This is a genomic window from Kitasatospora sp. NPDC087861, from assembly GCF_044742585.1.
GTDB lineage: Bacteria > Actinomycetota > Actinomycetes > Streptomycetales > Streptomycetaceae > Kitasatospora.
The window spans coordinates 12178-24204 of record NZ_JBIUUS010000001.1 but is presented as its reverse complement, the minus strand read 5'-3'; the positions used below and the strand labels follow the sequence as shown (position 1 = coordinate 24204).

Annotated in this window: 9 protein-coding genes; 8 read left to right on the top strand and 1 reads right to left on the bottom strand. The window is 74.3% G+C overall.

What is annotated here, in order from left to right; genetic code table 11:
- Positions 1 to 92 precede the first annotated feature (92 nt).
- The 4 genes from ACIOJE_RS00115 (at position 93) to ACIOJE_RS00100 (ending at position 4375) form a co-directional block, all read left to right on the top strand.
- The gene (locus ACIOJE_RS00115; protein WP_280673459.1) at positions 93 to 767 is read left to right on the top strand and encodes a response regulator transcription factor; all 675 of its coding nucleotides are present in this window, start codon (positions 93 to 95) and stop codon (positions 765 to 767) included.
- 47 nt (positions 768 to 814) lie between these two features.
- The gene (locus ACIOJE_RS00110) at positions 815 to 2023 is read left to right on the top strand and encodes a sensor histidine kinase (RefSeq protein WP_400772800.1); all 1209 of its coding nucleotides are present in this window, start codon (positions 815 to 817) and stop codon (positions 2021 to 2023) included.
- A gap of 77 nt (positions 2024 to 2100) precedes the next feature.
- Positions 2101 to 2334 (top strand): hypothetical protein, encoded by a 234-nt coding sequence (locus ACIOJE_RS00105; protein ID WP_400772307.1) that lies wholly within the window; start codon positions 2101 to 2103, stop codon positions 2332 to 2334.
- A 97-nt stretch (positions 2335 to 2431) separates the two neighbouring features.
- Positions 2432 to 4375 carry a glycoside hydrolase family 9 protein gene (locus ACIOJE_RS00100; protein ID WP_400772304.1) on the top strand — a complete coding sequence of 648 codons (1944 nt, stop codon included), beginning with the start codon at positions 2432 to 2434 and terminating at the stop codon, positions 4373 to 4375.
- A gap of 169 nt (positions 4376 to 4544) precedes the next feature.
- On the opposite strand, the gene ACIOJE_RS00095 is transcribed toward ACIOJE_RS00100, so the two are convergent.
- Positions 4545 to 7277 (bottom strand): ATP-binding protein, encoded by a 2733-nt coding sequence (locus ACIOJE_RS00095; RefSeq protein WP_400772301.1) that lies wholly within the window; start codon positions 7275 to 7277, stop codon positions 4545 to 4547.
- A gap of 186 nt (positions 7278 to 7463) precedes the next feature.
- Between ACIOJE_RS00095 and ACIOJE_RS00090 the strand changes: the two genes are divergently transcribed.
- The 4 genes from ACIOJE_RS00090 to ACIOJE_RS00075 all read left to right on the top strand — a co-directional run bounded on the left by ACIOJE_RS00090 (position 7464) and on the right by ACIOJE_RS00075 (position 11979).
- Entirely contained in the window at positions 7464 to 7841 is a 378-nt protein-coding gene (locus tag ACIOJE_RS00090) for a nuclear transport factor 2 family protein (protein ID WP_280673467.1), read from the top strand.
- A gap of 74 nt (positions 7842 to 7915) precedes the next feature.
- Complete coding sequence (locus ACIOJE_RS00085; RefSeq protein ID WP_400772299.1) at positions 7916 to 9376, top strand: MFS transporter; 1461 nt, start codon at positions 7916 to 7918, stop codon at positions 9374 to 9376.
- 117 nt (positions 9377 to 9493) lie between these two features.
- On the top strand, positions 9494 to 11401 hold the full coding sequence (locus ACIOJE_RS00080; protein WP_400772296.1) for a S9 family peptidase: 1908 nt from the start codon (positions 9494 to 9496) through the stop codon (positions 11399 to 11401).
- The gene (locus tag ACIOJE_RS00075) at positions 11398 to 11979 is read left to right on the top strand and encodes a hypothetical protein (protein ID WP_400772294.1); all 582 of its coding nucleotides are present in this window, start codon (positions 11398 to 11400) and stop codon (positions 11977 to 11979) included. The genes ACIOJE_RS00080 and ACIOJE_RS00075 overlap by 4 nt, the downstream gene beginning before the upstream one ends.
- The last annotated feature ends 48 nt before the right edge of the window (positions 11980 to 12027 follow it).

Here is a 12027-nt window from a genome sequence, read left to right as displayed (position 1 = left end):
GGGATGCCCAGATCCAGCAAAGCCGCATAATCCACTCTCATCGCCATGACCCAGGCCTTCGCGATCTTTCCGACCAAGTAGGCTCCCCGGTCATGCGCGTACTGGTCCTTGAGGACGACCCAGAGCTTGGCCCGGCGATCACCAGAGGCCTGCGCGAAGCCGGCTTCGCCGTCGACTTCGCCGGCGATCTCGCCGAGGCCGACTTCAAACTCGCCGTCAACGACTACGACTGCCTGATCGCCGACCGCACTCTGCCCGACGGGGACGCGCTCACCCTCCTCTCCGCTCAGCGCAAGGCGGGCTCCACCCTGCCGGTCCTCCTGCTCACCGCACTGGACGCGGTCGCCGACCGGGTGGCCGGCTTCGAGCACGGCGCCGACGACTACCTCGTCAAGCCGTTCGCGTTCGCCGAGCTCAACGCCCGGGTGCGCACCCTGTGCCGCCGCGGCCAGCCCGCACGGCTGCCCGAGCTTCGCGTCGGCGACCTGGAACTCGACCTCCCCCGCCGCCGGGTGCGGCGAGACGGCGTGCTGCTCACACTGACCGCGAAGGAGTTCGCGGTCCTGGAGGTCCTGATGCTGCGTGCCGGCGAGGTGGTCACCCGCAGTGAACTCATCGAACGCTGCTGGGACGAGCAGGCCGAACCGCTCTCGAATGTCGTCGACGTCCTCATAGGCCAGTTGCGCCGGCGGCTGGGACCACCTGAACTCATCCTGACGGTACGCGGCGCCGGGTACCGCCTCGCCGACCCGGCCACGGGCCTGTGATGTCACGTACTCCAGCCGCCGCGCGCCTGCATCGCGTCCGGTGGGTGATGACTCTGCTCTTCGCAGCGACGACCGCCGTCTGCCTGCTGGTGCTCGCCACCATCGCCGTCCGCACCGACAGCCACTCCCGCACGAACGATCTCGACAACGCCGTCAGCCACCGCGCCGACGGCCTCGCCCGCACCCTCTACTACGACGCCGACGGCACCCTGCGCCTGGACTCGCTGCAGGAGGACGAACTCGCCCGCAGCGCCGAGGCACTCGCGGTCGTCCAGGCGACCCCGAACGCCGGACCACGGATCCGCTACGCGTACCCCTCCCAGGCCGCCCTGCCCGGACAAGCAGAACTCGACGAGATCCGGCAGGAAGTCCAACACGACCAGGAAACCACCCTGGTCACCACCACCGCCGCCAACGGGCGCCAGTACCACTGGGCCGCGGCCCCGGTCTGGGACGGTGACCGGATCGGCGCCACCGTGCTGGTCGGAGCCGACCCCGCACGCAGCCAGGCGGACCACAAGCGGCTGATCCAGTGGCTCGCCCTGGGCTGCGTCGCACTCGTGCTGGCGGCCGCCGCAGTGGGCCACCTGCTGACCGGACGCTCCATGCGCCCCGCCCTCCAAGGACTTGAGCAGCAAGAGCAGTTCCTCGCGGAAGCCGCCCACGAACTGCGCACACCACTGGCCACCCTGCGCCTGGTGGTGGAGAACGGCAGCGCCTCACCGCACCGGGCCCCCGCAGCCCTGGACGAGGCGGTGCGGCTGGTCGACCGGCTGGGCCGACTCGTCACCGGGCTGTTGGCCCGAGCCCGCGTGGAAGCCGGCACCCAGGAAGTCGAACTCACCCCGCTACGCCTCGACCAGCTGGTCGAACAGACCATCGAGGAACTGCCGGACCCCACCGGCGTCACCGTCACCACCGAGGCCGTCATCGTCGACGGGGATCCCGAGCTGCTGGCCCAAGCGGTCCGCAACCTCGTGGAGAACGCCCTACGGCACGGCGGCGGCACTCCGGTCGACGTGACGGTCGCCGCCACCCGGGTCGCGGTCCGGGACCACGGCCCCGGCGTGCCGGCCGAGGACCGTACCCGGGTCTTCGAGCGACGCGTCACCGGGGCCGCCAGCACCGGCACCGGCACCGGCCTCGCCATCGTCCGCTGGGTGGCCGAGCTTCACGGCGGCACCGCCCAGCTCTCCCAGGCCACCGGCGGCGGGACACTGGCAGAGCTGCTGCTGCCAGAGCGCAAGAGCGGCTGACGCGACCTGGCGACGCCCGGCCGTCATCGCCAGGCCACCTCATCCTCATCTCATGCAGCACCGGGCAGGGTGGAGCCGTGTCCACCTTCCCAGCCGGCCCCAAGTGGAGCCTGCGCTCCACCGCACTCCTCGCAACCACCGCGCTCGGCGTCGGCGCAGTCTTCTACGCCCTGCCCGCGGGTGGAACAACTCCCGCCGGGAACCCCGGCCCCGCGGCCCTCACCAGCATCACCCGCGCCATCGGCAAGGCCCACCTCCACCATCTGGCGCTCACTCAGGGTGGCCGACTGGTGCGAGAACTCCGCCCGTAAGGCAGTTCTCGCCGGCCGGGACCACCCTGGCGAGGCCAGGCCGTCCCCGCCAAGCCCCCTCATCTTCGCCTCATACACAACCGAGCAGAGTGAATCCATGCCCACCTTCCCAGCTGGCCTCACCTGGAGCCTGCGCTCCACCGCACTCCTCGCAACCACCGCGCTCGGCATCGGCGCAGTCTTCTACGCCCTGCCCGAGAGCGGGACAACCACCGACGGGGACCCGTCCCAGGCCGGCCCGGCCGCGATCCGGGTCGACCAGGTCGGCTACGCCGTCGGGGAAGCCAAGCAGGCCTTCGTGATGGGGACGGAAGCCGGACTGAGCCGGGCCGGCTACCGACTGGTGGACGAACACGGCACCACCGTGGCCACCGGCCAGGTCGGCAGCCGCACCGGAACCTGGAACAGCAAGTACCCGGACGTCCACACCGTGGACCTGTCGGCCGTCGACGTCCCGGGCAGCTACCGCCTCGAGCTCACCGGCACGGCCTCCGGCAGCTCCCCGAAGTTCCGCATCGCGCCCTCCAAGGACCTGCTCACCCCGCTCATCGAGGACAACGTCCGCTTCTTCCAGGCCCAGCGCGACGGCGCGGACGTCCTGCCCGATGTCATGCACCGCAAGCCCTCGCACCTGGCGGACCGCACGGCAACGGTCTACGCCACCCCGCACTACAACGAGGACGGCACCCAGCTGCTCGACGCGAAGCTGACCCCGGTGGGCGGCCCCATCGACGTCTCCGGCGGCTGGTCCGACGCAGGCGACTTCCTCAAGTTCACGCACACCACCGCCTACAGCACCGCCGATCTGCTGCTGGCCCTGCGCACCGCACCGCACGCCGCAGGTCTGGCCGACGAGGCCAAGCAAGGCCTGGCCTGGCTGGACAAGATGTGGGACGGCAAGACCGGCACCCTCTACGCCCAGGTCGGCATCGGCGCGGGCAACGACAACGTCCGAACCGACCACGACGTCTGGCGGCTGCCCGAGGCCGACGACAAGCTGGACGTGAAACCGGGTGACCCCGACTACCTGATCAAGAACCGGCCGGTCTTCCGGGCCAACGAGCCCGGCGCAGCGATCAGCCCCAACCTGGCCGGCCGCGTGGCCGCGGTCTTCGCGCTCGCCGCGCAGAGCAGCGCCAAGAGCGATCCAGCCGCCGCCAAGTCCTGGCTGAACAAGGCCGCGGCCGTCTACGCCAAGGCGGACACCGAGCCCGGCGACGAACTGGTCACCGCGTTCCCGCACAACTTCTACCCCGAGTACTCCTGGCAGGACGACATGGAGTTCGGCGCCGCCGAAATGAGCCTGGCAGCCAAGGCACTGGGCGACGGCCGGGCCGCCGGCTGGCAGCAGCAGGCGGGGCACTGGGCCAAGCAGTACATCGGCTCCGACACCAAGGGCACCCTCGGCGTCGCCGACGTCAGCGCCCTCGCCCACGCCGACCTGCTCACCGCCCTGAAGACGGGCGGTGACAGCGGCACGGACAGCGTGACTCCTGCCGATCTGCAGGGCGACCTGCGCCGACAGCTGGACGACGGCGTGAACCGAGCCGCCACGGACCCCTTCAGGGCAGGCGCGGTGTACACCGACTTCGACTCGGTACCGCACACCTTCGGCCTGGTCGCCACCGCACAGCTGTACGGCAAGGCCACCGGCGACCACCACTACGACGCCTTCGGCGCACAACAGCGCGGCTGGGCCCTGGGCGCCAACTCCTGGGGCAGCACCTTCATGATCGGCGCAGGCGAGGTCTACCCCCACTGCCCGGAACACCAACTGGCCAACCTCGGCGGCAGCCTCGACGGCACGGGCGAGATCCTGCGCGGCGCCGTGGTCAACGGGCCGAACGCCGCAGAGAAGCTCGCCGAACTCAACACCTTCCCCACCATGAAGCGCTGCTCCTCCAACCCCGGAACTGCCTGGACCGACTTCGACGGGGCCAAGGCCCGCTTCCTCGACGACGCGGGCGCCTGGCAGACCGTGGAACCCTCGGTCGACTTCACCTCCACCGCGATGCTGGCCTTCGCCCTGTCGCAGAACTGAACGGTTGACCAGCGCCCGATCGAAGCGGGTACGGAAAGGGAGGGGCTCCCCCCGGCGCGCTACGCCCTGGCAGGGGACGCCCCCATACGACCCAGTGGCCGGCCCCCTTCCGGAGCCCAGCCCTGAGTGGTTTTCCGGAGCTGCTCCGGAGAGCTGGGTGGGGTGGGGGTCAGAGGGTGGTGGGGAGGTCGGTGCGGGAGGTGATGTCGAGCTTGGGGTAGGCCTTGTAGAGGTGGTGGGCGACGGTGCGGGGGCTGAGGAAGAGTTGGGCGGCGATCTCGCGGTTGGTGAGGCCCTGGGCGGCCAGGCGGGCGATCTGGAGTTCCTGCGGGGTGAGCGGGGAGTGCGGGGTGTCGGTGGGGGCCGGGGCGGGGGTACCGGTGGCGGTGAGTTCGGCGCGGGCGCGGGCGGCCCAGGGGTGGGCGGCGAGGCGTTCGAAGGTTTCGAGGGCGGCGCGCAGGTGGGGGCGGGCGTCGGTCCGGCGGCGGGAGCGGCGTAGCCACTCGCCGTAGAGGAGGGCCGTGCGGGCCTGCTCGAAGGGGCGGTGGGCGTCCTCGTGCAGGTCGAGGGCGGCGCGGTAGGCGGATTCCGCGAGTTCGTCGGGGCCGAGCAGGGCCTGGCAGCGCAGCCGGAGGGCCTCGGTCCAGGGGCGGTCGGCGGCGGCGGTCCAGCGGGCGAAGCGTTCGTACGGTTCGGCGGCGCGTTCGGGGGTGCCGAGCCGGACGGCGGCCTCGACCAGGTCGGGGACGGCCCGGGTGGCGCTCACGTGGTGCCGGTGGGGGCCGGTGGTGAGGGTGTGCAGGCGGTCGGCGGCGTCGCCGGCGCGGCCGTGGCCGAGGTCGAGCAGGGCGAGCGCCCAGTGCACCCAGGGGCGACCGGCGGCCGGGGCGGCGGTCTGCGGGCCGGTGGCGGCGAGGGCTTCGGCGGCGAGGCGGGTGCAGCGGTCGGTGGCGCCGTCGAGGGCGGCCAGGTGGGCGAGGAGCGCGGTGAGTTGGCTGACCCACTGGTGCTGGCCGGTGTCGCGGGCGAGGGCGAGGGCCTCGGTGGCGGTGACCTCGGCGTCGCGGTGGCGGCCGTGGAAGAGTTCGGCCTCGGCGAGGAAGAACTGCAGGGTGGGCATCACGCCGATGGTGCCCTTGGCCCGGGCCTCGGCGACGAGTTCGCCGCCGAGTTCGGCGGTCTCGTCGTCCCGGCCGAGGATGAGGGTGGCGCCGCAGAGTTGGACGAGGTCGACCGGGGTCTCGGCGCCGGCCTTGCGGGCGGCCGCGGCGGTGTCCCTGGCGGCGGGCGGCCGGGCCGCGGGCCGACCGAGGGCCGGGAGTACGGCGGCGGGCAGGTGGCGGGCGAGCGGGGTGAGCGGGTCGTCGTCGGCGAGCGGTAGCGCGGCCAGCCGGTCGAGGACGGCGACCACCGGTTCCTCCCCCACGTACCAGGCGGTGTGGAAGGCCTGGAACAGCATCCGGGCGGCGTACGGCGCCTCGATGGCGGTGCCGGCGGCGTCGAGCAGCAGCCGGTACGCGGTCGGGTGGGAGCCGCGCCAGAAGTGCGCGGTGGCCCGGACCTGGTCGAGCAGGGCGTGCGCCAGGGCGTCGTCGGTCCGGGCCCCGGCCTCGTCGGCGAGCGCCTCGGCCTGTGCCAACCTGCCCTCCTCGGTGGCGGCTTCGGCGGCCAGGACGAGGCGGCGGGTGGCGGCGTCGCGGTCCGGGGTGAGCCGGGCGGCGCGCTCGTACGCGGCGGCGGCGCCACCGTGGGCTCCGCGGGCCTCGGCGCGGACGGCGGTGCGTTCCAGCGCTTCGGCGAGGGCGGCGTCGGGCGCGGTGGCGGCGAGGGCCTGGTGCCAGGTGCGGCGGTCGCCGTCCGGCAGCGCCCCGGCGATGGCCTGATGGACCGCCAGCCGCTGGTGGTGCGGGGCGCGTTGCAGGATGGCGGCGCGCAGGAGCGGGTGGCGGAAGGCGATCCGGCGCCCGGGCGTGACGGCCACCAGGCCCGACTCCTCGGCGGGGCCCAGGTGTTCGGCGGGAATGCCGAGGGCGGCCGCGGCGGGCAGCACGACGTCGAGTTCACCGCTCTCCTCGGCGGCGGCGACCAGCAGGAGGGTCTGGGTGGCCGGGGGCAGGCCGGTGACCTGGCCGTGGAAGGCGATCAGCAGCCGGCTGGTGAGCGGCAGGCCGCCCGGGGCCGGTGCCGACGAGCCGGTGGCGGGCGCCTGCGCACCGGTAGTGACGGGGAGTTCGGTGAGGGCGAGCGGGTTGCCGGCCGCCTCGGCGAGCAGCCGGTCGCGGACGGCGGCGGGCAGGTCGGGGCCGGCCCGGTGCTCCAGCAGCCGGGCGGCGTCGGGCTCGGACAGGCCGGTCAGCCGGAGTTCGGGGAAGCCCGTGTTCGGGAGTTCCGGAGCGGCGCTGCCGGTGCGGGCGGCGAGCAGCAGGGCCACCCCCTCGGCCTGGAGTCGGCGGGCGGCCAGCAGCAGCGCGTCCAGGGAGGCGTCGTCCAGCCACTGCGCGTCGTCAAGGATGCACAACAGCGGTTGCTCGGTGGCGAGTTCGGCGAGGAGCCCGAGGGTCGCGAGCCCGACCAGTAGCCGGTCGGCCGGGGTGCGGTCCTCGGCGAGCCCGAACGCCGCCTCCAGGGCGCGTCGCTGCGGCCCGGGCAGGACGTGCAGCCGGTCGAGGCCGGGCGCGAGCAGCAGGCTCAGCCCGGCGAAGGGCAGTTCGGCCTCGTACTCGACGCCGGCGGCCCGGATCACCCGGAACGGCTCCCCCGCCCGCGCGACCGCGTGGTCCAGCAGCGCGGTCTTGCCGATCCCGGGCTCGCCCCGGAGCAGCAGGACCCCGCTGCGGCCTTCCCGTGCCGCGTCCAACAGCGCCGCCACGACGGACTGTTCGTCTTCCCTCCCGTACAGCATGCCCCGACCCTACCGAGCGCGGGAACGGGCGGCGCCACCGAGGCCGAGCGCACCTGCGTACCCCGTCGCCGAACGCTACGTACCCCCGTACCGATACGTGACCGATTCGCCCGCGCCGCCCCGTCCCTACCTTGGTGAGCAGCGGGAACGAGCCGCCAACCACCCACCAGGACACGGGAGAAGACCATGACCGAGATCACCGCCAGCACCCTCCAGCAGCTCGCCGAGCGCTACCTCGCGGTCTGGAACGAGACCGACCCGGCCGCCCGCCGCAAGCTGGTCGACGAGGTGTGGGCCGAGGACGGCAGCTACACCGACCCGCTGGCCGCCGTCACCGGCCGGGAGGCGATCGACGCGCTGATCGGCGCCGCCCAGGCCCAGTTCCCCGGGCTGGAGTTCACCCTCGGCCCGGTGGACGCGCACCACGACATCGCCCGGTTCACCTGGAACCTCGGGCCGGCCGGCGCCGAGCCGGTGGTGATCGGCTTCGACGTGCTGGTGGCCTCGCCGGACGGCCGGATCGGCTCGGTGTACGGCTTCCTGGACCGCGTCCCGGGCGCCTGACGACAGGCCGGACGGGTCAGGGGCGCCCCCACCGCCCCTGACCGCCGCCCCAACCCCCTTGAGGAGAAGCCGAGATGAGCACCGCCCTGACCAACCGCTCGGAGACCGCTACCGCGACCGAGACCGCGGCGACAACCGAGGCGACAACCGAGGCTCCGGCCGACGCGACGCCCGAAGCCCCGCGCGGCCTGCTGGCGGTCGTCCTGACCGCCACCTTCATGACCGCCCTCGACTTCTTCGTCGTCAACGTCGCCGTCCCGTCCGTCCAGGCCGACCTGGGCGCCGGACCGGCCGCCGTCCAGTGGGTGATCGCCGGGTTCAGCCTGGCCCTCGCGGCCGGCCTGGTCACCGCCGGCCGCCTCGGCGACCGGTACGGCCGCCGCCGGGTGTTCGGGCTCGGCCTGGCCCTGTTCACCCTCGCCTCCGCGGGCTGCGGCCTCGCCCCCACCGCCGCCGCGCTGGTGGGCGCCCGGGTGGTGCAGGGCCTGGCGGCGGCGCTGATGGGCCCGCAGGTGCTGGCGATCCTGCGGACGGCGTTCAGCGGCGCGGCGCAGGCACGGGCCTTCGCCCGGTACGCGCTGACCATGGGCGTCGGCTCGGTGTTCGGCCAGTTGATCGGCGGGCTGCTGATCCGGGCGGACCTCTTCGGCCTCGGCTGGCGCAGCTGCTTCCTGATCAACCTGCCGATCGGCCTGGCCGCCCTGGCCCTGGTCCGCCGCTGTCTGCCGGAGTCGCGCGCCCCGCAGCGGCCGGGCCTGGACCCGGTGGGCGTGCTGCTGGTCACCGCCGCGCTGACCGGCCTGGTGCTGCCGCTGATCCAGGGCCCCCAGCAGGGCTGGCCGCTGTGGACCTGGCTCTGCCTGGGCGGCTCGGCCGCCCTGCTGGCCGGCTTCACGGTGCACCAGCACCGCGCCCGGGACACCGGTTCCCCGCTGGTCGACACCCGGCTGTTCCGGACCAGGTCCTTCGGTGCCGGTCTGCTCGCCCAGCTCGCCTTCTGGCTCGGCCAGGCCTCCTTCTTCCTGGTCCTCGCCCTGCACCTGCAGCTGGGCCGCGGCCTGGACGCGCTCGGCGCCGGACTGGTGTTCACCGCGATCGGCCTCGGCTACCTGCTCACCTCCAACGCCGCCCACCGCGTCGCCGCCCGGCTCGGCGGACGGCGGACGATCACCGTCGGCGGGCTGCTGATGGCCGCCGGGCTGGGCCTGCTCGCGCTCGCGGTGTACGGCGCGCCGGGCGGGAGCGTCTGGTGGCTGGCACCGGGGCTGTTCGTGGACGGCCTCGGGATGGGCCTGGTGATCGCCCCGGTGACCTCCGTCGTGCTGGCCGGGGTCGAACCGCGGCTGGCCGGTTCGGCGGCCGGGGTGCTGGCCACCGTGCAGCAGGTCGGCGGGGCGCTCGGCATCGCGCTGATCGGCCTGCTGTACTACGGCGCCGGCGACCCGGTGGCCGCGTTCGGCCGCAGTGTGACGGCGCTGGCGGTGCTGGAGCTGGTGCTGGTGGGCCTGGTCCGGCTGCTGCCCCGCAGGGGTTAGCCCCACAGCGGACGGGGCACGGTCCGGCCACCCCGCGGGGTCGGCGGAACGGAACGGGTGGTGGGCTACGGCCCCCGCCCGTTCCGTTCTGTCCCCCCGATCGGGTTGGATGGTCGGATGAGCGAGGAGAAGAGCGCCGTACCGGCATGGGAGCAGCGGTTCAGGGCGGCCCGGGTGTCACTGCCCGACTGGGCCGAGGACGCCCCCGACCGGGCGCTGTACGTGTCCAACGCGACCGGTACCTACGAGGTCTACGCCTGGGACCGCGCCACCGGCACCCACCGCCAGGTCACCGACCGACCGAACGGCACCACTGACGCCGAGCTGTCCCCCGACGGCGCCTGGGTCTGGTGGTTCGACGACCACGACGGCGACGAGTTCGGCGTCTGGCGCCGCCTGCCCTTCGCCGGCGGGCCCGAGGGTCGCGAGGCCGACGCCCGCGACGAGGAGGCCGTGCCCGGCCTCGCCGCCTCCTACTCGGCCGGGCTGGCGCTCGGCCGCGACGGCACGGTGGTCGTCGGCCGGTCCACCGACGAGGACGGCACCACCCTGCACCTGCGCCGCCCCGGCGCGGCCGAGGCCGTCGAGATCTACCGGCACGAGGAGTACGGCGGCGTCGGCGACCTGAGCTACGACAGCACGCTGCTCGCCATCGACCACACCGAGCACGGCGACGCGATGCACTCCGCGATCCGCGTCGTCCGTCTCTCCGACGGCTCGACCGTCGCCGAACTCGACGAGGTGACCGGCCGGGACGAACCGCGCGGCGTCGCCTGCCTCGGCTTCGCCCCGGTCGAGGGCGACACCCGGCTGCTGGTGGCCCACCAGCGCACCGGCCGCTGGGAGCCGATGATCTGGGACGTCGCCACCGGCGCCGAGACCGCGCTGCCGCTGCGCGACGAGCGGGGGCGCGAACTGCCCGGCGACGTCTCCGCCCAGTGGCGCCCCGGCGCCGAGGCGTTGCTCGTCGAGCACGAGTACGAGGCGCGCAGCGAGCTGTTCTCGTACACGCTCGCCGACGGCCGGCTGACCCGGCTGGACACCCCGCGCGGCACCGTCGGCGGCGCCACCTCCCGTCCGGACGGCACCGTCGAGTACCTGTGGTCCTCCGCCGCCGAGCCCTCCGCCGTCCGCTCCACCACCGGGACGGTCGTGCTGCGGGCGCCCGGCGCGGTGCCGCCCGGCTCCGTCCCGGTCGAGGACGCCTGGGTGGACGGGCCCGGCGGGCGGGTGCACGCCCTCGTGCAGCGGCCGGCCGGAGCGGGCGAAGGCCCCTTCCCGACCGTGTTCGAGGTCCACGGCGGCCCCACCCACCACGACAGCGACTCCTTCGCCGCCGGACCGGCCGCCTGGCTGGACCACGGCTTCGCGGTGGTCCGGGTCAACTACCGCGGCTCCACCGGCTACGGCCAGGCCTGGACGGACGCCCTGCACGGGCGGGTCGGCCTGATCGAGCTGGAGGACATCGCGGCCGTCCGGGAGTGGGCGGTCACCAGCGGCCTCGCCGACCCGCGCCGACTGGTGCTCAGCGGCGGCAGCTGGGGCGGCTACCTGACCCTGCTCGGCCTCGGCGTCCAGCCGGACAGCTGGGCTCTGGGCATCGCCGCCGTGCCCGTCGCGGACTACCACGCCGCGTACGCCGACGAGATGGAGGCGCTCAAGTCGCTCGACCGCACCCTCTTCGGGGGCACCCCGGAGGAGGTCCCGGAGCGCTTCACCGCCTCCTCGCCGCTCAGCTACGTCGAGCAGGTGCGGGTGCCGGTCTACATCAGCGCCGGGGTCAACGACCCGCGCTGCCCGATCCGGCAGATCGAGAACTACGTCGAGCGGCTGGAGCAGCTGGGCAAGCCGCACGAGGTCTACCGGTACGACGCCGGGCACGGGTCGCTGGTGGTGGAGGAGCGGATCAAGCAGCTGCGGCTGGAGATCGACTTCGTCCGACGTCACCTCGCCGCGGTGGCGGACGCCGAGAACGGGAACGGGAACGGGGCCGGGACCGGGGCCGGCGACGGGGGGTCGGTGTGAGGCGTCGGCTGACGCTCGCGGGGGTGGCGGTGGCCGGGGCCCTGGTGCTCACCGGCTGCTCGGGCGGGCAGGGCACCGAGGCCTCCTGCCCGCCCCCGGCGGGGCCCGCGGTGCCCAGTCCGACGCCGACGGCGGCCGCACCGACCACACCGGCGGCTCCGGCCGCCCCGGCCGCGAGCCCGGTCGCCACGGCGACGCGTGCGAGCGCGCCGGGGGCGGGACCGGGGCCGGCCGTCGTACGGGCGGCCTACGCGCCGGCGGGGGGCGAGGACGTGGTCCAGCTCGCCAAGGGGTCCGGCGGGTCGAAGGGGTCGAGCGGCTCCAAGGGCTCGTCCGGTTCGAAGGGCTCCGGGTCCAAGGGGTCGAAGACCGGGCGCACCGTGCACCACCACATCGACCACTACGACTCGGCCGACACCGTGAACGGCGGCCACGGCCGCTGCCACGACGAGCCGGTGTTCACCGAGTCGCCGACGCCGGTGCCGACCACCCCGACGGCGCCGGGCAAGCCGACGACCGTACCGCCCGTACCGGCGGTCCCGACGGCTCCGACGTCACCGGGCAAACCGGCGCGCTGACGCGAGGCGCCGAGACACCGAGGCACCGAGGCGGCGCCGACGGCCGGA

Coding starts and splice junctions, on each gene's coding strand:
- ACIOJE_RS00115 (WP_280673459.1), top strand. CDS start 93: ATGCGCGTACTGGTCCTTGAGGACGACCCAGAGCTTGGCCCGGCGATC.
- ACIOJE_RS00110 (WP_400772800.1), top strand. CDS start 815: ATGACTCTGCTCTTCGCAGCGACGACCGCCGTCTGCCTGCTGGTGCTC.
- ACIOJE_RS00100 (WP_400772304.1), top strand. CDS start 2,432: ATGCCCACCTTCCCAGCTGGCCTCACCTGGAGCCTGCGCTCCACCGCA.
- ACIOJE_RS00095 (WP_400772301.1), bottom strand. CDS start 7,277: ATGCTGTACGGGAGGGAAGACGAACAGTCCGTCGTGGCGGCGCTGTTG.
- ACIOJE_RS00090 (WP_280673467.1), top strand. CDS start 7,464: ATGACCGAGATCACCGCCAGCACCCTCCAGCAGCTCGCCGAGCGCTAC.
- ACIOJE_RS00085 (WP_400772299.1), top strand. CDS start 7,916: ATGAGCACCGCCCTGACCAACCGCTCGGAGACCGCTACCGCGACCGAG.
- ACIOJE_RS00080 (WP_400772296.1), top strand. CDS start 9,494: ATGAGCGAGGAGAAGAGCGCCGTACCGGCATGGGAGCAGCGGTTCAGG.